This window comes from Pseudomonas fluorescens (genome assembly GCF_001708445.1).
Taxonomy (GTDB): Bacteria; Pseudomonadota; Gammaproteobacteria; order Pseudomonadales; family Pseudomonadaceae; genus Aquipseudomonas; species Aquipseudomonas gorinensis.
Genome location: NZ_CP015637.1, coordinates 108444 through 130838, shown reverse-complemented (window position 1 = coordinate 130838; position 22395 = coordinate 108444). Strand labels below are relative to the sequence as shown.

Sequence of the window (22395 nt, the reverse complement as noted above, 5' to 3'; positions counted from 1 at the left end):
TCCGGCTAAGAAGTGCCGGCGCGGGACGCTCCCCGATGGGAAGCGAGCCCCGCAGTGCATAAGGGGCAGGCGAGGTGCTGGAAAACCTTACGAATGGGGCGCTTCAAGGCCCTTGAGGTAGGTGGCGATTACCTCCATCCCGCGCATCAAGTGATTACGCAGTGTCAGGATGCTTTCGTCGATCTTCTTCTGTGCCACCAGCTTCAGCAGTTCGCGGTGATCTTCCTGGGAGGTCTCGCCCAGCCCCATCGCCTCGAGGTTGAAGCGCAGGAAGCGTTCCTCTTCATTCAAGCCATGCTCGACCAACTTGAGCAGCCGTTGATTCGGTGCCTTGCCGTACAGGGCCATGTGGAACAGGCGGTTGAGGCGCCCAATCTTGGTGTAGTCCTTCTCACGTTCCAAGGCATTGATGCAGGCCTCGGCCTCGGCAATGTCGGCGTCGGTGAGCAGGGGGATCGACAAGCGCAGCGCCTCGGATTCCAGCAGCATGCGCAGGGCGTAGGTTTCAGCTGAATTGTCTTCGATCAACGGCGCTACCACCGCGCCTTTGTGCGTCACCACATGCAACAGCGACTGTGCCTCCAACTGACGCAATGCCTCGCGCACGGGCATGCGGCTGACCCCGAACAGGCTGGCCAGCTCTTGCTGGCGCATGGCGGTACCGCATGGCAATCGACCATCAAGGATGGCATTGCGCAAGGTTTCTTCAATGACTGAACGAGCAAGATGAGCGGGAATAGGCCCGCTGACCTTAATGCTGCTCAAAGGGTTCGGCTTCTGCGTCACGGCTACGCTTTGCTCCTTCTTAGAAGAGGGATGGCTAATTGGATCCAATGCACACTAGAGCCTGCCTACAGGCTTGTCAAACGGGCAAGGTTTTCGGCTTGTAAGCGGCTAAACACGCTGATCACGGCACTCACAGTGTATTTTTGCGGCATCTTACAGAGGGCGCGGACGGGATGCTGCGTTGCTCTGGTCTATTCGTTGGCCTTCGCTGCCGGCGGGTTTTCGACGGTACATTCCTGTCTATCGATATTCACTAATGGTATTTAAAATGTCGTTCTTATATCTATAAAGTCACTCTCCTGTCCGACCGGGAGTGAACTCATGTCCGCCGCCTCTACTGTTCCAACAGTGACCCCTACTACCCAGCATTTCGAGGTCCGCCCATTACCCGGCAGCGTAGGTGCCGAGATCGTCGGCCTGGACCTGTCGCGCCCGGTCAACGACCAGGACTTCGCCCGCATCCACCGCGCGCACCTGGAGCACCATGTCGTCGTGTTCCGCGACCAACGTATCACCCCGCAACAGCAGATCGACTTCAGTCGCCGCTTCGGCGTGTTGCAGATTCACGTGCTCAAACAGTTCCTTCTGGCCAACCATCCGGAAATCCTGATCGTCTCTAACATCATCGAAAACGGCCAATCCATCGGCCTGGGCGACGCGGGTAAATTCTGGCATTCGGACCTGTCCTATAAGGAGCTGCCCAGCCTCGGCTCGATGCTGCACGCCCAGGAGCTGCCTGCCGAAGGCGGTGACACCCTGTTTGCCGACATGCACAAAGCCTGGGACCAACTGCCTGGGCACCTGCGTGCAGCTGTCGAAGGCCGCAGTGCTGCGCATTCCTACACCGCGCGCTACAGCGAGACCAAGTTCGAAGGTAACTGGCGGCCGACGCTGACACCTGAGCAGCTCGCCCAGGTCGCGCAAGTGGTGCACCCGATCGTACGCACCCACCCGGAAAACGGCCGCAAGGCCCTGTTCGTCAGTGAAGGCTTCACCACGCACATCGTCGGTTTGCCGGAGGACGAAAGCCGCGATTTGCTGGCCCAGCTCTACGCCCATAGCGTGCTGCCGGAAAATATCTACCGCCACCAATGGCAGCCCCACGACCTGGTGTTCTGGGACAACCGTTCGTTGATCCACCTGGCCGCCGGCTGCCCCAGCCATCTACGCCGCAAGCTGTACCGCACCACCATCCAGGGCGACGCGCCTTTCTGATTCGGAGCATGACCATGTCCAGGAACATTCCATTTGCACGGCTGGCGGCGACCGTCGGCCTTGGTGTCAGTCTGTTGGCGGGCAGCCTGGTTGCTCCGACGGCTGCCCAGGCCGAAGGCGAGATCCGCATTGCCGAACAGTTCGGTATCGTCTACCTGCTGCTTAACGTGGTGCGCGACCAGAACCTGATCGAAAAATACGGCAAGCAGGAAGGCCTCGACATCAAGGTCGATTGGACCCAGCTGTCCGGCGGCGCGGCGGTCAACGACGCGCTGCTCTCTGGCTCTATCGATATCGCCGGTGCTGGCGTTGGCCCACTGCTGACCATCTGGGACCGTACCCACGGCAAACAGAACGTCAAGGCCGTGGCGTCCCTGGGCAACTTCCCGTACTACCTGGTGAGCAACAACCCCAAGGTCAAGACTATCGCCGACTTCACCGACAAAGACCGCATCGCCGTGCCGGCCGTGGGTGTTTCGGTACAGTCGCGTTTCCTGCAATACGCCGCCGCCAAGCAGTGGGGCGACAAGGAATTCAATCGCCTCGACAAGTACACCGTTGCCGTCCCGCACCCTGACGCCACCGCTGCGTTGATTGCCGGCGGTACCGAGTTGACCGGGCACTTCTCTAACCCGCCGTTCCAGGACCAGGCGCTGGCCAACCTCAACGTGCATGTGGTGTTGAACACCTATGACCTGCTGGGGCCGAATTCGCCGACCGTGCTGTTCGCCACCGAAAAATTCCGCAACGACAACCCCAAGACCTACAAGGCGTTTGTCGAGGCGTTGACCGAAGCCGCGCAGTTTGCCCAGAACGACAAAGGTGCCGCTGCCGACACCTACATCCGCGTGACCAAGGCCAAGATCGACCGTACCGAACTGCTGAAAATCATCGACAACCCGCAGTTCGAGTTCAGCGTTACACCGAAAAATACCTACCCGCTGGCGGAATTCCTCTACCGCGTCGGCGCCATCAAGAACAAGCCGGAATCGTGGAAGGACTACTTCTTCCAGGACGCCAAGCCCCTGCAAGGAAGTTGAGATGAACGCGCTCTTGCAAGGCCACACGGCCAGCAACCTGCATACCACCGCTCCGTTGCTCGCGGTGGACAACGTCAGCCTGGAATACCGTACTCCCGAGCGCGTGGTGCGGGCCACGCACCAGGTCAGTTTCGAGATCGACCCGGCCGACCGCTACGTGTTGCTCGGCCCGTCGGGCTGCGGCAAATCCACCTTGCTCAAGTCCATCGCGGGGTTTATCAAACCCTGCGAAGGTGAAATTCGCCTGCTGGGACAAAAGGTCGAACAGCCGGGCCCTGACCGCATCGTGGTGTTCCAGGAGTTCGACCAGTTGCCGCCGTGGAAAACCGTCAAGCAGAACGTGATGTTTCCGCTGCTGGCGTCGAAAACGCTACCGCGTCGCGAAGCCGAAGAGCGGGCGTTGCACTACCTCGACAAAGTCGGCCTCAGCGCCTTTGCCGACGCTTACCCGCACACGCTTTCCGGCGGTATGAAAGCCCGCGTGGCCATCGCTCGCGCCCTGGCCATGCAGCCGAAGATCCTGCTGATGGACGAACCCTTCGCCGCCCTCGACGCCCTGACCCGGCGCAAGATGCAGGAAGAATTGCTGCTGCTGTGGGAGGAGGTGCGTTTCACCCTGCTGTTCGTCACCCACTCCATCGAAGAAGCCCTGGTGGTGGGCAATCGCATCCTATTGCTGTCCCCCCATCCCGGGCGCGTGCGCGCGGAAATCCACAGCCATCAATACAACCTGCACAGCCTCGGCGGCGTGGAGTTCCAGGCGTCGGCGCGGCGCATTCATCGCCTGCTGTTCGATGAAGCGCCCGAGGCCGAACGTGAGTTGGGTTTCGCCGACATCCGCATCGCTTACTAAGAGGGCAGCCCAATGCGCCAGGAATACGAAATTACCCTTGAGCCGCTGCTCAGCGTCCCCGTGGAGCGCGAACTGCCCCTGCGCCAACGCCTGTGGCAACAAGGCTGGCTGCGCAAGGGCCTGATCCTGATCGTGCTTGCGATCCTGTGGGAAGCCGTCGCGCGCTACCAGAACAACGACCTATTGCTGCCGAGTTTCCTGCAGACCTTTCACGCGCTCTATGACGGCCTGCTCAGTGGCGAACTGCTGAGCAAGGTGAGCATCTCGCTGGTGGTACTGATCAAGGGCTACCTGATCGGCATCGTGCTGGCGTTTGCCTTGACCACTCTCGCGGTGTCGACGCAATTGGGGCGCGACCTGCTGAGCACCCTGACCTCAATGTTCAACCCCTTGCCGGCCATTGCCCTGTTGCCGCTGGCGCTGCTGTGGTTCGGCCTGGGCCAGAACAGCCTGATCTTCGTGCTGGTGCATTCGGTGTTGTGGGCTCTGGCGCTCAACACCTATTCGGGGTTCCTCGGCGTTTCCGAAACCCTGCGCATGGCCGGCCGCAACTATGGCCTCAAGGGCATGCGCTTTGTGCTGTTCATCCTGATCCCGGCAGCGCTGCCGTCGATTCTCGCCGGCCTCAAGATCGGCTGGGCATTCGCCTGGCGCACGCTGATCGCTGCCGAGTTGGTGTTTGGTGCAACAAGCGGCAAGGGGGGGCTGGGCTGGTACATCTTCCAGAACCGTAATGAGCTGTACACCGACAAGGTATTCGCCGGGTTGGCGGTGGTGATCCTGATCGGGTTGTTAGTGGAAAACCTGGTGTTCGACACCTTCGAGCGGCTCACCGTGAAACGCTGGGGCATGCAGCGCTGATACGCCCATGCTGCTACGATTGCGGCCAGTTCACTCCCGACTGACCACGAGTGCTTGGCATGCAACTACCAGACATGAACCTGCTGGTCGCCCTCGACGCTTTGCTCGACGAGGGCAGCGTGGTGGGCGCCGCGCGGCGGATGAACCTCAGCCCGGCGGCCATGAGTCGCACGCTCACGCGCATTCGCGAGGCAGTGGGTGATCCGATCCTGGTGCGTGCCGGGCGCGGCCTGGTGCCGACGCCCAAGGCGCTGGAACTGCAAGGCCAAGTGCGCAATGTGGTGGAGCAGGCGGCGCTGTTGTTTCGTTCGGCGGACCAAGTGGACTTGAGCACCCTGCGCCGCCGTTTCAGCGTGCGTGCCAATGACTTCTTCATCGGCGTATACGGCGGACGCCTGTTCGACACCATGGAGCGCATGGCGCCCCTGTGCGAGCTGTGCTTCGTGCCGGAAGGCGACACCGACGACGAGGCGCTGCGCGAAGGGCGCCTGGACCTGCGGGTGAGCAATACCATGCCCTCCAGCCCCGAGGTCAAGGTGCAGAACCTGTTCTCCACCACCTTCGTCGGCCTGGCGCGGGAAGACCACCCGTTGTTCGATGAAGACATCACCGCTGCGCGTTTCGCCAGTTATTCCCATATCAGCATTTCCCGGCGCGGCATCGCTCGCGGGCCGATCGACACCGCCCTGAATGCCCAGGGCCTGGAGCGCCGCGTGGCGATGATCGCCCCAGGCTTTCATGGTGCGATGTTCATGCTGCCCGACTCCGACCTGATCCTGCCGGTGCCCAAGGAAGCGCTCTACAGCGCCAATCGCTTGAAATTGCCGCTGCGTGCATTCGCCTTGCCGATTTCGTTGCCGACCCTGGTCCTGGCTCAATCCTGGCATCCGCGCTTCGACAAAGACCCGGCCCATAAATGGCTGCGCGAGACGATGCGCGAAAGTTGCCACGCCACTTGGTTGGAAGCGCAGCCGACCTGATTTGTACGTCATGCACAGTCAAATGTGGGAGGGGGCTTGCCCCCGATTGCGGTGGATCAGATAGAAAATCTGTATCTGGCACAGCAATCGGGGGCAAGCCCCCTCCCACAAGGATTCTGTGGTGAATTCAGGATTGCGCCTGGTGCACTTATACCCTGCCAACATGTAACTTTTTGTCATGGATGTGCCTGATTAAACTGCTCGGGTATTTCTAATCCCGAGTTACCTGTACATGACTTCCCTCGCTGCCCCCTCCCTTGCGGCCGCAGCCAAACCCACGGCCATCACCCCGCCTGTATTTGGCCCGCGCATCATCATCGGCCTGGTCGGCGTGTTGCTGGCGGTGCTGGTGTCCGGTCTCAACGAGATGGTCACCAAGGTGGCCCTCGCGGATATTCGCGGTGCGCTGTACATCGGTTTTGATGAAGGCACCTGGCTGGTCGCCGCCTACACCGCCACTTCCGTGTCGGCCATGGCCTTCGCGCCTTGGTGTTCGGTGACGTTTTCCCTGCGCCGTTTCACCCTGTGCGCGATCGCTCTGTTCACTGTGCTGGGCATCCTGTGCCCCTTCGCGCCGAACTACGAAAGCCTGCTGCTGCTGCGCACCGTCCAGGGCCTGGCGGGTGGGGCGTTGCCGCCGATGCTGATGACCGTGGCGCTGCGCTTCCTGCCGGCCAACGTCAAGCTGTATGGCTTGGCCGGTTACGCGCTCACCGCCACGTTCGGCCCGAGCCTGGGCACGCCGTTGGCGGCGCTGTGGACCGAGTATGTCGGCTGGCAGTGGGCGTTCTGGCAGATCGTCGGGCCGTGCCTGCTGGCGATGGCCGCCGTGGCCTACGGCCTGCCACAAGACCCGCTGCGCCTGGAGCGCCTCAAGCAGTTCAACTGGCGCGGCCTGCTGCTGGGGTTCCCGGCGATCTGCATGCTGGTGATCGGCCTGTTGCAGGGCAATCGCCTGGACTGGTTCGAGTCGGGCCTGATCACCTTCCTGCTGTGTGGCGGCACGGTGTTGCTGGTGCTGTTCCTGCTCAATGAATGGTCGCAGCCAATACCGTTCTTCAAATTGCAGATGCTTGGCCTGCGCAACCTGTCGTTTGCCCTGATCGTGCTGGCCGGGGTGTTGATGGTGCTGACCTCGGTGATCATCATCCCGTCGAGTTTCCTCGCCCAGGTCCAGGGTTATCGGCCCCTGCAAACCGCGCCGCTGATGCTGCTGATGGCGCTGCCACAATTGATTGCGCTGCCGCTGGTGGCGGCGTTGTGCAACCTGCGTTGGGTCGATTGCCGCTGGGTGCTGGGCATCGGGCTGGGCATGTTGGTGCTGTCCTGCCTGGGCAGCACGCACTTGACCTCGGCGTGGATTCGCGACGACTTCTACGGCCTGTACCTGCTGCAAATCTTCGGGCAGCCCATGGCGGTGTTGCCGTTGCTGATGCTCTCCACCGGCAGCATCCAACCGGCGGATGGGCCGTTTGCCTCGGCCTGGTTCAACACCGTCAAAGGCCTGGCCGCCGTGATTGCCACCGGCGTGCTGGATGCACTGACCACCCAGCGCCTGCACTTTCACTCGACCATGCTGGTGGACCGCCTGGGCAACTCGCCCCTGGCCGAGGGCGACGCGTCGGGGCTTGCCCACCGCCTGCACGAGCAGGCCGTAGTGCTCACGTCTTCGGATCTCTATTACGTCATGGCCGCTGTTGCGGCGGCGTTGATCCTGCTGATTTTCTGGATGCCCACGCGGATTTTTCCGCCTCGCGCACCGACCTAGCCACAAGGACTTCTCATGAAACGCAAAGACAAAATAGCCGTCTCTGTCATCGCCGTATTCGCCGTCGGCGTGTTGGTGTACCTGGTCGCGCCGGGGCTACTGGGCAACAAGCGCCAGGCCACCAACGACGCCTTCGTTGCCGCCGACTTCACCCTGGTGGCGCCGCGCGTGGCCGGCTTTATCAAGGAGGTGCTGGTGGAAGACAACCAGCGCGTCAAGGCCGGCCAGTTGCTGGCGCTGATCGACGACCGTGATTTTCGCGCCGCCGCCCAGGCCGCCGATGCCGACACTTTGGTCGCCCAGGCCCAGCTGAAAAACGCCAGTGCGACCCTGGAACGTCAAAGCTCGGTGATCGCCCAGGCCCAGGCCACCGTGGCGGCAGACCGTGCCGAAGTGGCCTTCGCCGAACACGAACTGAACCGCTACAACCACCTCGCCGGCGTGGGCGCGGGTACTGTGCAGAACGCCCAGCAAGCCAAGACCCGTATTGACCAGGCCAACGCACGCCTGGCCAGTGCCACGGCGGTGCTGGCGGCCGAACGCAAGCAGGTGGAAATCCTCACGGCCCAGCGCGACGCCGCCGAGGGGGGGCTCAAGCGCGCCCAGGCCGCATTGGAAATGGCCAGCTATCAGCTGTCCTACACGCGCATCGTCGCGCCGGTGGATGGCATGGTCGGCGAGCGCGCGGTGCGGGTGGGCGCCTATGTGACGCCGGGCAGCAAGATCCTCGCGGTGGTGCCGTTGGCCGAGGCCTACGTGGTGGCCAACTTCCAGGAAACCCAGCTTTACCATATGCACGCTGGCCAAGCCGTGCAGGTACGTGTCGACAGCCTCGACGGCGAGTTGCTCAACGGCCACCTGGAAAGCCTGGCGCCTGCGACCGGGGTGACGTTCGCCTCGGTCAAACCGGATAACGCCACCGGTAACTTCACCAAGGTGGTGCAGCGCATCCCGGTGAAGATCGTCCTCGAACCGAATCAGCCGCTGACCGAGCGCCTGCGGGTCGGCATGTCGGTGGAAGCCAGCGTCGACACCCAGCCGGTCACGCAGCCGCGTGAGGTGGCCCAGCAATGAGATCGTTTGCCTGGCTCACCTTAAGCCTGCTCAGCCTGGGCGCCTGCACCGTCGGCCCGGATTTCCAACGGCCCCAGGGCCCTCACGTCACGCAATGGAATGAGCCCCAAGGTCGTCAGGCCGCCAGCCGCGCAGTCACCGGCCCGCTGGAGGAGCGCTGGTGGGACGTGTTCCACGACGAGCAACTCTCTGCCCTGACGCGTTGTGCCCTCACCGATAACCTCGACCTGAAACTGGCCAGCAGTCGCTTGCAACAAAGTCGCGCGGTGCGCCAGGTGACGACCGCCGAGCGTTACCCCCGTGTCGATGCAACAGGGGCTTACCAGCGCAAACGCAATAGCGGCGAAGGTTTGAACGACCCCTCCGGCGAGAACGGCCGTTCGGCGTTCAACCAATGGGACGCAGGCTTCTCCGCCTCCTGGGAGCTGGATTTCTGGGGGCGGGTCAAACGCGAAACCGAAGCCGCCGACGCCACCCTGCAAGTCGCCGAAAACGACCGTCGCGCCGTCTTGCTGTCGGTGCTGGCCGAGACCGCCCAGGACTACATCCAACTGCGCGGCGTGCAAAATACCCGTGCTGTCACCGAGCAAAACCTCGACGTCGCTCGCCACAGCCTCAAGCTCTCGCAACTGCGCCTGGCCGACGGCGTGGCCACCGACCTGGACGTGGCCGAAGCCGCCGCCCAGGTCGCGGCCATCGAAGCGCGCCTGCCGGATTTGCAACAGCGCCAGGACCAGTTGATCAACGCCCTCAGCCTGTTGATGGGTGAGCCGCCGCAAGCCCTGCATGCGCAATTGTCCAAGGATGCTGCGGTGCCGCAGACCCAACGCCAGGTCGCCATCGGCCTGCCCTCGGAACTCGCCGAGCGCCGCCCGGACATCCGCCAGGCCGAGGCCCGCCTGCACGCCGCGACCGCCAGCATCGGTGTGGCCAAGGGCGACTTTTACCCGCGCATCACCTTGTCCGGCAGCCTCGGCTCCCAGGCCATGCAACTGTCGGATTTCGGCTCCTGGGGTTCCCGTGCGTTTGCCTTCGGCCCGCAATTGAGCCTGCCGCTGTTCAACGGCGGGCGCCTGCAAGGCATGTTGAACCTGCGCGAAGCCCAGCAACAGGAAGCGGCGCTGGCTTATCAGCAAACGGTGCTGCGCGCCTGGCATGAGATCGACGATCAACTGACCCGCTACAACGCCAGCCAACTACGCCGCGACAGCCTGGCCGAAGCCGTGCGCCAGAACCAGATCGCCCTGACCACCGCGCAGCATCAGTACGTCGAGGGCGTGGTGGATTTCGTCAACGTACTCACGGTGCAAAGTGCACTGCTGGCCACGCAGGAGCAGTGGGTGGAGAGTTCTACCGGGGTGTCGTTGGCGATGGTGGGGTTGTATAAAGCGCTGGGTGGGGGCTGGGAGTCGGTGTATCCGCTGGTGCAGGCTCAGCGCTGAAAATTGGACTATCCGATGTAGGACTGTTCTTGATTTTTGCTGCAATCATCTTTGGTAAGCCATGATCGTTAAGCTTTCAGGCCGATTATTTCCTGTGAGCTTTTCTGATGTCGGTATCGAAAATCCGCGAAGCCTAGCCCCAGGGCTGATCCTCTGCGCCTTCTTGCCTTGCGTACCTGTTTCTTCTAAGACTGCAAAAGCATGAAAGTGACATCATCTTCTTTTGAGCAACCGTCCAGGGTTTGCCCTGCAATGGCTTTGAGCTGGTCTGCGGCTGACAGTTCGGCCCAAAATCCATCTGTTGCCAGAATCCAAGTCGTCCCCCTAACCGTTTCCACGGAGTTAACCGCTGGCTCATGGGGCCTGCGATAACTCATGCAGTTGAGCAGTGTTTTGCGGGAGGAGCTTTCGGCGATGACTGCGTGGCTCAGGTCTCCTTTCCAGTTGGGGCCGCAATGGGGTGAAGTTAGCCAAATCATGCTCTGATCTTTTCCCAGATAGCCAAGGCAACAGTCACCAGCGTGGATCGAAATGGCCGTTTGACCCATCACCAGCAACACAAGGTAGCTGGTGGAGGCCAATGGAAAACCTGGGCAAAGGTTTGAGTGCGCCTCTCCCAGTGCGTGGAGTACCCATTCAGTTGCTTTGTCTGGGCATGATGTAACTGTCGGTTCTGCGCGAGAAAACGACTCAAGCAGATAATGAGTCAAGGCTCGCGCCAATTCGCCACTGGCTGGCTTGGAAGTGCCATCAGCGATCACGTGGAGATACGCTCCTGTGCTTTGAGCCGAACCGATGACATCGCGGTTTTCGGTTCTTTCAGTTCCTTGCTGACTGAGGCTCAACTGTAGGATCAAGCGGTCACTCCCAATCCCACGAGCGTCTTCAGGCGCTCGTAAATCAACGTTTCCCGATCAGCGTCCTGAGCGCTGCTTTGGATGACGTCCTGAAACGCTGACAGTCTTATCAATGCGGTGAATTGATTGCTCACGAAATGTCGGAGCTCAAAAGGCGCTCGCTTCACTTCTTCGATAAGTTCTTCCCTGCCGTCCAGCAAAGCGATGATGTCTTCGATGTCATTGGACATCAGTACGTCGTCATGACCTCGGCCCTGATACGCCTGAAGTTTTGCGGCGAGAAACCATGGTGCCGCAAATATCTTGATACGTGTTCCTTTGGGGAGTGTGTAGTCGATGGAGTTTTCTAGCCCGCCGACAAACCACGTATTGGAAAACCCCAATACTTTTGCATCGGTCGGCATGAAATCCACTTTCAAACCGCCGAGTCGTAAACGACAGGTGACGGAGTCCTGGCCGGTATTTTTGAAGCCTCTGGGTTTCAGGTTTTCTTCCAACCGATACCAGTCAGGCGTGCCTGTCAGATGAATGACCAGGTCCACGTCATCCGTGCCGCGAATTGATTCAAGGGTGTATTCGTCGGTGATGAGTAAAACAGTGGTGCATCCGCCGACAAAAGCGACTTGTTCACGCAGCTCATCACCCAACGCCTCAGCGACCTCTTCAAGCATTTGCAGCATCATGATTCTGTTGGACGTCACAAGATCCACTCCCGCAGCATGGCATCGGCCACCTTGGCTTCGCGCGGCCCGCCAATGCGGATGGCATCGACGAGTGCCAGGAAATGATAAAGCAGCTCATCTTTTTTCACTGCGCCGGGGACGGTCTTATACAAAGGCGTTATTTCTTGGCCTTTGCTCTTTCCATATGCGTCCGGCCAGACGGGAATGAGGTCGCCGCCGCTCATTACTTTTCCCGCCAGGACTGGCGCGGCGAAGGCTGTCGGAATACCGCGAACGATAGGGCCTGGTTTAACCGGGAAAATATAGCGAATGCTGTACGTGACTAAATCAAGCAGTGCCTTGCTTCTTACCAGAGGAATTCCGTCGGTGTGGCTCGTATAGATCAAGCCAATTTCCCTGCAACGATTCAGGGATGAGGAAACCTCTGTTTTGCTTAGGCCCAACGCTGAGGACAGCGATCTCACAGAATAGGTTTGTGAGCTGTGTCCTTCAAAGTCTTCGTCTATTCCATCCCAGCCCCGCCAGTCATCAATTGACGAAAGTTGAACAGTTTCGAAGTTTTGAATGTAATCCGGAAGATTTTGAAACCCGAGGCTCGCGCTCTCTTTTTCCACAGAGAACACTCGTTTTTTTACGCGCTCCCCTTTGGCCTGTAGTCCCAGGCTGATCAGTTTGAACAGGATGACGATGTCTTGACTTTTCATGGGGCTCCAAAAGCGAATGTCCTCTGTCCGCGGACAGAGGACACTTTCTTGCATAGAATTGACACCCCTGTCAACGGTTTTGCAAAAACACCACATACCCCCGAAACCACTCACTCCCCTGCAAATACCCAGGCGCCTCCCACTCCCCACCCTGGATCAAACCGATCTTGAACGGCAGCCCCATCCGGTTCATCCGTGGCAAATACGCCGCGTAATCCGGGATGCTCTGGCGTCCCTGGTACGTCTGCACCACCACTTCGTCCACCACGCCCTTGAGCTGGGCGATGGCGGCGGGGTCGGCGTTGCTGCTCCAGTCCATCAGGCCGGTGATGCTCAGGCGCAGCTCAAAGGGCAGGCGTTGGCGCAGGTCGCGCAGGAAGTCGGCGTATTCGTGCAGGTATTGGGTGCGGGCGTCGAAGTCGATCTGGATGCCGACCACGGGGTTGCCTGCGTCGCGCCAACGTTGTACCTGGCCGAGCAGCTGGGTGTAGATCTGTTCGGGCCAGTGCAGGGTGTGGGCGCGGTAGACCACCCAGACTTCGCCGCGGGTGAGGCGCGGTACGCTGATGCCTTGGGCGATCAGTTGCACACCGCGCTGGGGCGCGCGGCGGGTGGAGTTGATCTGGCCCTGGAGGATGTACAGGGTCTTGGCCTGCTTGAGTACCGGCTGTGGCGTGACGCCGCTCCACAGCCAGAAGGCGTCATAGTCACGGGCATCGACGGCGCCGAATGCCGGGCTTGCCAGCAACAGCAGGCCCAGCCACAGGTGTTTCACCAGTAGTACTGCAGCGATTTGCCCCACTGGGTGTCGGCGAAACCACTTTTCAGCTGGCGGAACCAGGCTTTGCGCACGGCGGGTTCGACGTCCTGGCCGCCGCAGCTGTTGTAGCCGGCCGGCGCGTAGCAGTTGATGGCGCGGAACAGCGCGTAGGCCTTGTCGTTTTTGGGCGCCTTGGCGTTGCCGATGACCTGCTTGTAACCGTCGAGCCGCGAGAAGGTTTCACCCTTGAAGTCTGAGGCGGTGCTGCCCAGGCTGCCGGCCGCGCGGGCCTGCTCCAGAGGCATGCCGTCCAGGCCGTTGCGCAGGATGAATTCGCCGAAGCAGTTCAGGGCCTGGGGGTTCTTCGCCTCGGTCTGCAAGGTCGCTGCGGTTTGCGCGATGCTCGGGCAGGTGTAGCCGGATTCGGCCTTGTCGCCGTTCCACTGGAACAGCTTAAGCGTCTGGCTGGCGCTGTAGACATAACCCAGGCTGGTGCCCAGCTTGTCCTCGGGGGCCTGGGCCGGCAGTTGCTTGAGGTCCTCGGCGAACGTGGCGAACTGGCCGTGCAGCAGGTCTTTGTAGAGCAGCACGAATTGCGCGGTCTGGCGTTCCAACGGATCGCTGGCCTGGGCGATCTGCTGGCGCAGCAGTTCAGGCCCGGCGACGTTGCGCAGCAGGATGTAGCGCACCTGCCTGGCACTGATCGGCGAATCGCTGGCGAACACCTTGGCCAACTGGCCGCTGCGCTCGTAGTTCATGGCCAGTGCCAACTCCAATTGGTCGCGTTGCAGCGGCAGTTTTGCCAGTGGCAACAGTTGCAGCCACAAGGCCTCGGCGCCTTTCCAGTCTTGCTTGGCTTCCAGGGCCAGGGCGCGCAGGGTCTGCTGGCTGAAGGCGAAGTAGTTCAGGTTCGACGGCACGCTCTGCGGCAACTGCTTCAAGGCGGCGTCCGGTTGATGCTCGATGTACAGCGCGCACACTGCCAGCAAGTACTCATAGAGCGCTGGCTCGCTGGCGAACGCGGCCTTTTGCTTCTCGAGGTCTGCGCGGCTGAGGGCCGGCTGGTTGCCGCCGCGCATCACCATCAGGTCGCTGACGAGCTGGATCATCGGGGTCTTGACGGTATCGCTGTTGACCATCAACAGCTTGAGGTCGGCTTCTTCTACCAGCTCATCCTCAGACACATTGCGCTGCTCGTCGGTGGCCGTCAGTGCCCAGGCGAACGCGTCGGCGAGCTTGGTGTTGTCGTCGGCCAGCCAGTACACCCGGCGCAGCAGCCCGTGGGCCGAGGCCGCGTATTCGCCCTGTGGATAAGTCTTCAGGTAGGCGTTGAAGCCCTGCTCGGCCGTGGCCAGTGCGGGCTTATCCACACGGTCCAGGTGCGGCACGCCGTCTTCGTCATAGGTGTCGGCCTGGGCCTGGTTGAGCGCTGTGCGGGCGGTCATGTACAGCGCGGCTTCCTTCAACCACGGCGATTGGGCATTGCCGACGCCAGCAAAGCCTTGCGCGGCCTCGGCGAAGCGGCCGCTGTAGAAATCAGCGGCGGCTTGCAGGTAGGTGCGAAACAGTTGGCCGTCGGCGGACTGGATCTGCTGCGGCTCGGCGATCACCGGGCCATCCCAGGTGCAGGTGGTGAGCAGTTGCAGTCGCGCTTTGGCCAGCAGCGCGCGCTCGGTCGCCGGTATGTCGGCCTTGACCACTTGGCGGATGAACGCCGTGGCGCTGTCATCGTCGTTGCTGCGGCAGCGGCTGCCCTCGCCACTGAGGAACGCTTCGCCGGCGGTTTTGTACTCCTCGCGCTTGACCCCCAGGGAAGTCAGCAGGGTGTCGAGCTCGGCGGTAGGCGAATCGTCCGAGTCGGGCTCAGTCTCTGCGCTGGAGGCAGCGGCCAGGCGATACACCGGAAACGGCACCGGGCCGAAACCCTGGGACAGGTCATCTTCGCTCAGCGCCTTGGGCGCCAACGGCGCGGCCTTTTTGTCAGCCAGCAGCAGGCGCAGGTTGGCCCGGCTGTCATTGCCTGGGCTGAGGAACGGCAGGTTGTTGCACGGGTCCAGGCTGTCACGCGAGACCCGCCAGTCGGGGTAGCACGAATCGTCGGAGCTGGCCTGGGCCTGTAGGGAAATACCGGCCAGCAGAGCCAGTGCCAGGGGTGACAGAAAACCGATGCGCATGACGTGTCCTTGATCCTGAATCCTTGGGGGTGGCAATCATAGCGTGATCCGACAAAAGCATCGGTGAAGCCCTACACAAATTACTGACTTATCCGATTGGGGCGGTGGCAATTTAACCGTGCTGACATAGACTGCAATCATGGTCAGGGAGGATCGTATGGAGCGGTTACGAAGAGGGACGTTGAGTTTTATCTGCCTGATGGGCGTTGCGCCGATGGTCATGGCGGACGATCCGTTGTTGGACCACCCGCTTGCGGCGTCGACCAGCGCCTCCAGTGACGCCCGCGGTGTGCTGCGCGCTCGCGACCAGGCGGTGCTGGCCAGCGAATTGTCGGGGCGCATTGTTGAACTGCCTTTCAGCGAAGGCGAGTCGTTCAAGAAGGGCGACACCCTGGCGCGTTTCGATTGCTCGGCCTACCAGGCCCAATTGAACGCCGCCCAGGCTGCCAGCCGGGGGGCCAGTGAAGAACTGGCCCACAACAAACAACTGGCGGCGCTCAACTCCGTCGGGCGTTTTGAAGTGGCCCGCGCCGAAGCCAAGCTCACTGAAACCCAGGCCCAATCCCAGGTTTACCAAGTGCAGGTCAAGCGCTGCAGCGTGCTGGCGCCGTATGATGGCCAAGTGGTGCAGCGCAAGGTCCAACGCTATGAAAGCGTCTCGGCAGGGGCGCCGTTGCTGGAAATCGTCGACAACCACAGCCTGGAAATTCACCTGCTGGTGCCGTCGCGCTGGATGGGCAAACTCAAGCCGGGCCAGACGTTCAATTTCACCCCCGATGAAACCGGCCAGGCGTTCACCGCCACGGTCAAACGCCTCGGCGCGCGCATCGATGAGGGGAGCCAGACGCTGCTGCTGGTCGCCACCTTACCCAATGCCAGCGGGCTGCTGGCGGGCATGAGTGGCACGGCCCATTTTGCGCAATTGCAATGAACGCACCGATGCCGGGCCACGCTGAGCGCGTATTTGCGCAGTTTCTCGACCTTGAACGCCAGACCCGTGCCGCGCGTACTATCGAGCAACTGGCCTACAGCCTGGTCAACGACAGCCAGCCCCTGTTCGGCTATCGCCACACCGCGCTGTTGATCGCCGGCAAAGTGAGGGCGGTGACGGCGGTGAGCAGCGTCGATTCGAATGCGCCGTTCGTGGCGTTTGTCGAGCAGGCGGTGGCGCAGTTGCACAAACTGGCGTTGAGCCAGACTGCGCGGGTGGTCCTGGCTGAGCAATTAAGTGGCGCGGTGCAAGCCGATTGGCAGAGCCTGTCCGCCGGGCACGTGTTCTGGCTGCCGTTGATGGATCCCCAGGGCCGGGTGTTCGGCGGCCTGTGGCTGGCGCGGGATACCCCGTGGAGCCCGGCCGAACAAGTGCTGCTGGCGCATTTTGGCGACACCTGCAGCCATGCCTGGCACGCGTTGCAGCCACGCCAGCCGTGGCGCCTGCGCCTGACCCGTAAACGCTGGATAGCGGTGCTGGTGGCGTTGTTGCTGATGCTGTTGATCCCGGTGCGCCAATCGGTGCTGGCGCCCGCCGAAGTGGTGCCGCAGGCCGGGCAAGTGGTGGCGGCGCCGCTGGATGGCGTCATCGCCGAGTTTTTGGTCAAGCCCAATCAGTCGGTAAAAACCGGCGACCTGTTGCTGCGCTTCGAAAGCACCACGCTAACGGCGCAGGCCGATGTGGCGGCGCGTGCTCTGGGTGTCGCTGAAGCGGAGCTCAAGGCCAATTCCCAGCGCGCCTTTGCCGATGCCGAATCCAGTTCGAAGATCGACCTGCTGGCGGCCCGCGTCGAGCAAAAACGCGCCGACCGCGACTATGCGCGTGAACTGCTCAAACGCAGCGAAGTGCGTGCCGAGCGCGACGGTATCGCTGTATTCGCTGATGCTGACCGCTGGACCGGAAAACCGGTGCAGACCGGCGAGCGCTTGTTGCAGATTGCCAACCCTGCCCAGGCGGAATTGCGCATTGAGCTGGCGGTGGGCGATGCCATTGCCTTGGCGCCCAATGCCCAGGTAGCGCTGTTCCTCGACAGTGACCCACTGCAACGCCATCTCGCCACTCTGCAACGTGCCGCCTATGAAGCGCAGCCCACGCCGGGCGGGCAATTGGCCTATCGCCTCGATGCACAATTCGATGGCTCGCCACCGCGTATCGGCCTGCGCGGTACGGCGAAGCTGTATGGCGGCCGCGCGCCGCTGGCCCTGTACCTGCTGCGTCGGCCGTTGGCGGGCCTGCGCCAGAGCGTCGGCCTCTGATGAACCTGCCCACACTGCGCGAAGACCTGCAACTGTCCAGTGCCGGCGCGGCGCTGGACGGTTCGCCACGCTGGACCCTGGCCGACCCGGTGCGCGGGCGCTATTTCAAACTCGGCGCCACCGCCATTCGTTTGCTGCGCCACTGGTCCCTGGGCGATCCAGAGAAAGTCCTGCAAGCCGCCAACCGTGAACCGGGTTTGCCCCTGGGCATCAGCGAAGTGGAGGAGCTGCTGAGCTTTTTGCGCGCCCATGACCTGATCACCGGCCTTGATCCGCAGCAGCGCGCCAGTTACCTCTATAAAGCGGCCGCACAAAAGCAGAGCCTGTGGCAGGTGTTGCTGCATCAGTACCTGTTTTTCCGCATTCCGCTGTGGCGTCCGGACGCTTTTCTCAACCGGACATGGCCCTGGCTGGCGCGCTTCGGTCCGGGCTTGCTGCGGTACGGCCTGCCGGCAGTTCTGGGCCTGGGCGTGTTTTTGGTCGCGCGCGACTGGCAGCGCTTTCTGGCGACGTTCCCGCACTTGTTCAGCCTCGGCGGCGCCTTGGCGTTTGGTGTGGTGTTGTGCTTCGCCAAGTTGTGCCATGAGTTCGGCCATGCCTATATGGCCAAACGCGCTGGCTGTCGGGTTCAGAGCATGGGTGTGGCGTTCATGGTGCTGTTGCCGATGTTCTACACCGATGTGAGCGACGCCTGGCGGGTCAATGATCGCCGTGCGCGGTTGATGATCGGTGCCGGCGGGGTGATGGCCGAGTTGCTGCTGGCTTGTATCGCCTTGCTTGCCTGGGCGCTGCTGCCGGATGGCCCGGCGCGCACCGCGGCGTTCATGTTGGCCAGTGCCACGTGGCTGACGACGTTGGCGATCAACCTCAACCCGTTCATGCGTTTTGATGGCTACTTCTTGATCAGCGATTTATGGGGGGTGGATAACCTGCAAGGCCGCGCCTTTGCCCTGTGCCGTTGGCGCCTGCGTGAACTGTTGTTCGGGTATGGCGAGCCGGCGCCGGAGCCGTGGTCGCCGACGATGCAACGACGCTTGTTGGCGTGGGGCTACCTGGCGTGGCTGTGGCGGGCGGCGCTGTTTCTGGGGATTGCCCTGGCGGTGTATCACCTGTTCTTCAAACTGCTCGGGATCTTCCTGATGCTGGTGGAGTTGGTCTGGTTCATCTTCCTGCCGATCTTCAAGGAATGGCGCGAATGGTGGAGTCGTCGCAGCCAGGCCCATGCGCCGCGTGTGCTGTTGAGCAGCCTGGGGTTGGTGTTGATCGGGCTGGCGCTGGTGGTGCCGTGGCGCAGCGCCGTCGAGCTGCCGGCCATGCTCGAAGCCGGGCGCGCCAGCGCGTTGCACGCGCCGGTGGCCGCGCGGGTCAAGCAGTTGCGGGTGGCGGATGGGCAAACCGTCACCCAGGGCCAGGTCTTGTACGAACTGGAGTCACCGGATTTGGACGCGCGGCAAAGCATCGTGCGCCGTGAAGTGGAGATTTTGCAGCTGCAGATGCGCCGCCAGGCCGGGCGCAGTGAAACGGCTGCGGATGCCGGGATCAACGATCAGCGTCTGTCCCAGGCCCTGGCCGAATACCGTGGGCTGGCCGCCCAGCGCGAACGCCTGCTGTTGCGCGCCCCCCATGCCGGCAGGGTGCGCGATGTACTGCCGCAATTGAGCGTGGGCCGTTGGCTGTCGCCCAAGGACTCACTGGCCCAGGTGGTGGAAGAGGGCGCACGCCTGCGCGGTTACCTGGCCGAGGCCGAACTGTGGCGGGTGGCGCCGGGCTCCACTGGACGGTTTATCGCCGATGACCCGATGCACGTGGCCATCCCTGTGGTATTGACCGACATCGACGCCAACGGCGTGGCCTATCTGGACCAGGAGGCACTGACCTCCGATCACCATGGGCCAATTGCCGTGCGCCGCGACGAAAATCAGCGACCGGAGCCGGTACAGGCTCAATACGGTGCGCGACTGAAAAGCGTTGAAACGATCCCTACCCCCCATCAACCGCTGCGCGGAGTGGTGATGCTGCAAGGGCGCAGTGAGTCGGTACTGGGCGTGGCCTGGCGACGGGCGGCAGCGCTGGGGGTACGGGAAAGTGGGTTCTGACAAGCGTCAGGAGGACGCCAGCCGCGTAGCGGTAAGCCGCATAAACCGTTGAAACCCCGTGTGCGCCGGGCCTTTGCGCAACATCCCGAAGAGTGTGGGCAGGCAGGATGGTCAGGTGACCCCCAGCCGGTAACACAACGCCTGGCGGGTGCAAAACAGCAAGCGAAACCGAGGCTTTTGTCCTAGAGTGGCGCTTGTTTGCGCATGCGCAGGGTTTGCCTTGAAAAGAGGCAGTTTCAGAGGAATTGAGGTGCGACGGTCCGTGGTAGAACAAGACGACAAAGTTGGGGTTTTTCCCGCAGTCAGTCGCCTCTCGGCTGCCTGGGCGGGTGCCGGTTGGCTCAGCCGGCTATGGTGGGTGCCGATTCTGGCGCTGGCCATGGCCGTACGTTTTTATGGCCTGACAGCGGCGGCGATCTGGGGTGACGAAGGTTCGAGCCTGCTGCTCAGCGAATACGCGGTAGACGACCTGTGGTTCCACGCGGCCCATGATGTGCACCCCCCGTTGTATTTTTTCATGCTGCGCGGCTGGATCGGCCTGTTTGGCGACGGCATCTGGTCGATTCGCGGCATGAGCGCGATTCCCGGCGTGGTCGCGGTGGGCCTGGGTATCTGGCTGACGCGGCTACTGTCCACCTATCGTGCCGCCGTGCTGGCGGGTGTGCTGCTGGCGCTGTACCCCACTGCCGTGCGATACAGCCAGGAAGTGCGTATGTACTCGCTGCTGGCCGTGTGGCTGCTGGCTGCGACGCTGGCGCTGGTGTATTGGGTACGCCGCCCCGAGCGCACGCGCTACCTGGCGGCCTATGTGCTGCTGATGGCGGCCGGTTTCTATACCCATTACTTCATGGCCTTGTGTGTAATGGTGCATTGGGCCTACCTGGGGTTGTTGTACTCGTCCCAGGCACCTGGCCGACGGTTGCTCCTGCGCCCAGCGTGGTGGTGCGCCAATGTCCTGATTGTAGTGCTGTACTTGCCCTGGTTGCCCAACTTGGTGGACCTGGTGCAGCACGTCGAACAGCTCAAGACCGGGGGGGATATCGGCTGGGAAGACCCGGTCACGCTGATCTCCGTCCCGTCGATGATCTGGCAGTTCATGCTCCAGGACGAGGGCATCGGTTTCTGGGCACCATTGTTCTGGTCGTTCCCGCTGCTACTGATCGCCGTCGTGGGGGTGACCGCCTGGCGTGATCGCGAAGCCCATCGGCCGGCCGGCCTGCTGGCGCTATTCTTCCTGCTGCCGCTGTTGCTGGTGTATGCGGTATCGTTTATTTCCCCGGTGTTCATCGAGCGCTACCTCACGGCGTATGCCCTTGGCTTGCCGATCATGGTGGCCCTGGCCATCGACCGCCTGCCTAAACGCCTGTCACGCTGGGGCGCCGCGTTCCTGGTGCTGTTTATCAGCGTGGAACTGCTGGGGCTGAAGAGCAATGCAACCGTGGACGACCGCGATAATTTCAACGTGCCGGTGGAGTTCGTCAACCGTAACTATCAGGAAGGCGACCGCATCGTCCTTAGCGACATGCTGTGGTACTTGAGCTACGTGTATTACGACCAGACTGACGCCCAATTGCAGCTCTATACCCCGCCCAAACCGGATGGCACGTCGACCCGGCCTAACGCGTATGGCTTCGGTACGCTGGTGGACCAGGACGGCGGGCGTATCTACCTCGATAATCTGTCGGCTTTACCGGCGGATACGCGCCGCGTCTGGCTGATCAGCAGCACTGATTTGCCGGACGATTTCGCGCCGATTCCCACCGATTGGCGCGAACTTTTGCGCCAGGATGGCGGTGGAGCCAGGGCACGCCTGTTCGTGCTTTGCCGCGGGCCAGAGCCTTCGCAGCCGGAGGGCTGTCGCTAATCGCGAATTGGCATTGAGAAAATGCCGAAATAGTGGCAAATGAACACTAGTTGACCCTGCAATCCTCTACTACGCTTCCACCATAAATGGATTTGTCCTACAAAGTGGTGAAAGGATTGCAGTATCACTTTATCTCCGGTCTGCCGCGTTCCGGCTCGACCTTGCTCTCTGCAATCCTGTTGCAGAACCCACGCTTTCGCGCCGGCATGAGCAGTCCCATAGGGTCGTTGTTCAATGGTGTGCTGGCGCAGTGCAGCGCCGGCAGCGAGTTTGGCTCGGTCATTGATCCGGACACCCGCCGCCGCCTGTTGCGCGGCTTGTTCGATGCTTATTACGGCGACAAACCCTCCACCCCGGTGGTGTTCGACACCAACCGCCAGTGGTGCGCGCGCATGCCCGCCCTGCATGACCTGTTTCCCCAGGCCAAGGTCATTGCCTGTGTGCGCAACGTGGCGTGGATCATGGACAGCCTGGAACGCCTCTATCGCGCCAATCCGTTCGAGAACACCAAGCTGTTCAACGACGACATCGAGCGCAACACCGTATACAGCCGTGTCGAAACCCTGGGCCAGCGCAATCGCCTCGTGGGCTATGCCTGGTCGGCCCTCAAAGAGGCGTACTACGGTGAAAACGCCGGGTCCATGTTGATCGTCGACTACGACCTGCTATCCCAGGCGCCCGAGCGCGTGATGCGGCTGGTCTACGAATTTATCGAGCAGCCGTGGTTCGAGCATGACTTCGACAACCTCAGCTATGACGCGCCGGACTTCGACGAGGCTCTGGGCGTCAGCGGGTTGCATCGGGTCAAGCCCAAGGTCGCTTTGCAGCCTCGGCGTACGATCCTGCCGCCGGACCTCTTCGAGCAGTTTGCGCATATGGATTTCTGGCGGGATGGCAGCCTGAGCGCCGCCAATGTAATTCGCACCAAAGCCGATGCCGCGATCGGCTGATCGCGGTTTTTTTCATTGCGGGTATCAGCATTCGACAAACG

General features: G+C 61.9%; 19 protein-coding genes. 13 read left to right on the top strand and 6 right to left on the bottom strand.

The window, feature by feature from the left end; all coding sequences use genetic code 11:
• Positions 1-87: 87 nt before the first annotated feature.
• Positions 88-786: a GntR family transcriptional regulator gene (locus A7317_RS00595; protein ID WP_024072666.1), complete on the bottom strand. Its 699-nt coding sequence runs from the start codon at positions 784-786 to the stop codon at positions 88-90.
• Positions 787-1107: 321 nt separating this feature from the next.
• On the opposite strand from A7317_RS00595, the gene A7317_RS00590 reads away from it, so the two are divergent.
• From A7317_RS00590 to A7317_RS00555, 8 genes are all read left to right on the top strand, one after another.
• Entirely contained in the window at positions 1108-2001 is an 894-nt protein-coding gene (locus A7317_RS00590) for a TauD/TfdA dioxygenase family protein (RefSeq protein ID WP_069074977.1), read from the top strand.
• A 14-nt stretch (positions 2002-2015) separates the two neighbouring features.
• Positions 2016-3041, top strand: a complete 1026-nt coding sequence (locus A7317_RS00585; RefSeq protein WP_069074976.1) for an ABC transporter substrate-binding protein — start codon at positions 2016-2018, stop codon at positions 3039-3041.
• Position 3042: 1 nt separating this feature from the next.
• Positions 3043-3894, top strand: a complete 852-nt coding sequence (locus A7317_RS00580) for an ABC transporter ATP-binding protein (protein ID WP_024072669.1) — start codon at positions 3043-3045, stop codon at positions 3892-3894.
• A 12-nt stretch (positions 3895-3906) separates the two neighbouring features.
• On the top strand, positions 3907-4755 hold the full coding sequence (locus A7317_RS00575) for an ABC transporter permease (protein WP_012721565.1): 849 nt from the start codon (positions 3907-3909) through the stop codon (positions 4753-4755).
• Between the two features lie 59 nt (positions 4756-4814).
• Positions 4815-5735 (top strand): LysR family transcriptional regulator, encoded by a 921-nt coding sequence (locus tag A7317_RS00570; protein WP_069074975.1) that lies wholly within the window; start codon positions 4815-4817, stop codon positions 5733-5735.
• Positions 5736-5967: 232 nt separating this feature from the next.
• Positions 5968-7503: an MFS transporter gene (locus A7317_RS00565; protein WP_069074974.1), complete on the top strand. Its 1536-nt coding sequence runs from the start codon at positions 5968-5970 to the stop codon at positions 7501-7503.
• 15 nt (positions 7504-7518) lie between these two features.
• On the top strand, positions 7519-8577 hold the full coding sequence (locus tag A7317_RS00560) for an HlyD family secretion protein (RefSeq protein ID WP_024072672.1): 1059 nt from the start codon (positions 7519-7521) through the stop codon (positions 8575-8577).
• A complete protein-coding gene (locus tag A7317_RS00555) occupies positions 8574-10019 on the top strand; it encodes an efflux transporter outer membrane subunit (RefSeq protein WP_069074973.1) in 1446 nt (481 codons plus the stop codon). Before A7317_RS00560 ends, A7317_RS00555 begins: the two co-directional genes overlap by 4 nt.
• Before the next feature lie 185 nt (positions 10020-10204).
• Here the strand turns inward: A7317_RS00555 and A7317_RS29710 are convergent, their stop codons facing one another.
• From A7317_RS29710 to A7317_RS00535, 5 genes are all read right to left on the bottom strand, one after another.
• Entirely contained in the window at positions 10205-10876 is a 672-nt protein-coding gene (locus tag A7317_RS29710) for a PP2C family protein-serine/threonine phosphatase (RefSeq protein ID WP_081329133.1), read from the bottom strand.
• Positions 10873-11556 (bottom strand): hypothetical protein, encoded by a 684-nt coding sequence (locus A7317_RS00550; protein ID WP_081329274.1) that lies wholly within the window; start codon positions 11554-11556, stop codon positions 10873-10875. Before A7317_RS00550 ends, A7317_RS29710 begins: the two co-directional genes overlap by 4 nt.
• Positions 11557-11573: 17 nt before the next feature.
• Positions 11574-12263: a hypothetical protein gene (locus A7317_RS00545; protein ID WP_024072676.1), complete on the bottom strand. Its 690-nt coding sequence runs from the start codon at positions 12261-12263 to the stop codon at positions 11574-11576.
• A 70-nt stretch (positions 12264-12333) separates the two neighbouring features.
• Positions 12334-13038: a DUF3142 domain-containing protein gene (locus A7317_RS00540; protein WP_024072677.1), complete on the bottom strand. Its 705-nt coding sequence runs from the start codon at positions 13036-13038 to the stop codon at positions 12334-12336.
• Positions 13035-15197: an outer membrane assembly lipoprotein YfiO gene (locus tag A7317_RS00535; RefSeq protein ID WP_069074972.1), complete on the bottom strand. Its 2163-nt coding sequence runs from the start codon at positions 15195-15197 to the stop codon at positions 13035-13037. The genes A7317_RS00540 and A7317_RS00535 overlap by 4 nt, the downstream gene beginning before the upstream one ends.
• Positions 15198-15396: 199 nt before the next feature.
• Between A7317_RS00535 and A7317_RS00530 the strand changes: the two genes are divergently transcribed.
• The 5 genes from A7317_RS00530 to A7317_RS00510 all read left to right on the top strand — a co-directional run bounded on the left by A7317_RS00530 (position 15397) and on the right by A7317_RS00510 (position 22354).
• Entirely contained in the window at positions 15397-16128 is a 732-nt protein-coding gene (locus tag A7317_RS00530; protein WP_223817822.1) for an efflux RND transporter periplasmic adaptor subunit, read from the top strand.
• Positions 16125-17444 carry an efflux RND transporter periplasmic adaptor subunit gene (locus A7317_RS00525; RefSeq protein WP_069074970.1) on the top strand — a complete coding sequence of 440 codons (1320 nt, stop codon included), beginning with the start codon at positions 16125-16127 and terminating at the stop codon, positions 17442-17444. Before A7317_RS00530 ends, A7317_RS00525 begins: the two co-directional genes overlap by 4 nt.
• Complete coding sequence (locus A7317_RS00520; RefSeq protein ID WP_069074969.1) at positions 17444-19540, top strand: efflux RND transporter periplasmic adaptor subunit; 2097 nt, start codon at positions 17444-17446, stop codon at positions 19538-19540. Before A7317_RS00525 ends, A7317_RS00520 begins: the two co-directional genes overlap by 1 nt.
• A 250-nt stretch (positions 19541-19790) precedes the next feature.
• Positions 19791-21404, top strand: coding sequence for a glycosyltransferase family 39 protein (locus A7317_RS00515; RefSeq protein WP_069074968.1), 1614 nt, complete (start codon positions 19791-19793; stop codon positions 21402-21404).
• A gap of 86 nt (positions 21405-21490) precedes the next feature.
• Entirely contained in the window at positions 21491-22354 is an 864-nt protein-coding gene (locus A7317_RS00510; protein ID WP_024072683.1) for a sulfotransferase family protein, read from the top strand.
• The last annotated feature ends 41 nt before the right edge of the window (positions 22355-22395 follow it).

Coding starts and splice junctions, on each gene's coding strand:
- A7317_RS00590 (WP_069074977.1), top strand. CDS start 1,108: ATGTCCGCCGCCTCTACTGTTCCAACAGTGACCCCTACTACCCAGCAT.
- A7317_RS00585 (WP_069074976.1), top strand. CDS start 2,016: ATGTCCAGGAACATTCCATTTGCACGGCTGGCGGCGACCGTCGGCCTT.
- A7317_RS00580 (WP_024072669.1), top strand. CDS start 3,043: ATGAACGCGCTCTTGCAAGGCCACACGGCCAGCAACCTGCATACCACC.
- A7317_RS00575 (WP_012721565.1), top strand. CDS start 3,907: ATGCGCCAGGAATACGAAATTACCCTTGAGCCGCTGCTCAGCGTCCCC.
- A7317_RS00570 (WP_069074975.1), top strand. CDS start 4,815: ATGCAACTACCAGACATGAACCTGCTGGTCGCCCTCGACGCTTTGCTC.
- A7317_RS00565 (WP_069074974.1), top strand. CDS start 5,968: ATGACTTCCCTCGCTGCCCCCTCCCTTGCGGCCGCAGCCAAACCCACG.
- A7317_RS00560 (WP_024072672.1), top strand. CDS start 7,519: ATGAAACGCAAAGACAAAATAGCCGTCTCTGTCATCGCCGTATTCGCC.
- A7317_RS00555 (WP_069074973.1), top strand. CDS start 8,574: ATGAGATCGTTTGCCTGGCTCACCTTAAGCCTGCTCAGCCTGGGCGCC.
- A7317_RS00550 (WP_081329274.1), bottom strand. CDS start 11,556: ATGCTGCAAATGCTTGAAGAGGTCGCTGAGGCGTTGGGTGATGAGCTG.
- A7317_RS00545 (WP_024072676.1), bottom strand. CDS start 12,263: ATGAAAAGTCAAGACATCGTCATCCTGTTCAAACTGATCAGCCTGGGA.
- A7317_RS00535 (WP_069074972.1), bottom strand. CDS start 15,197: ATGCGCATCGGTTTTCTGTCACCCCTGGCACTGGCTCTGCTGGCCGGT.
- A7317_RS00530 (WP_223817822.1), top strand. CDS start 15,397: ATGGGCGTTGCGCCGATGGTCATGGCGGACGATCCGTTGTTGGACCAC.
- A7317_RS00525 (WP_069074970.1), top strand. CDS start 16,125: ATGAACGCACCGATGCCGGGCCACGCTGAGCGCGTATTTGCGCAGTTT.
- A7317_RS00520 (WP_069074969.1), top strand. CDS start 17,444: ATGAACCTGCCCACACTGCGCGAAGACCTGCAACTGTCCAGTGCCGGC.
- A7317_RS00510 (WP_024072683.1), top strand. CDS start 21,491: ATGGATTTGTCCTACAAAGTGGTGAAAGGATTGCAGTATCACTTTATC.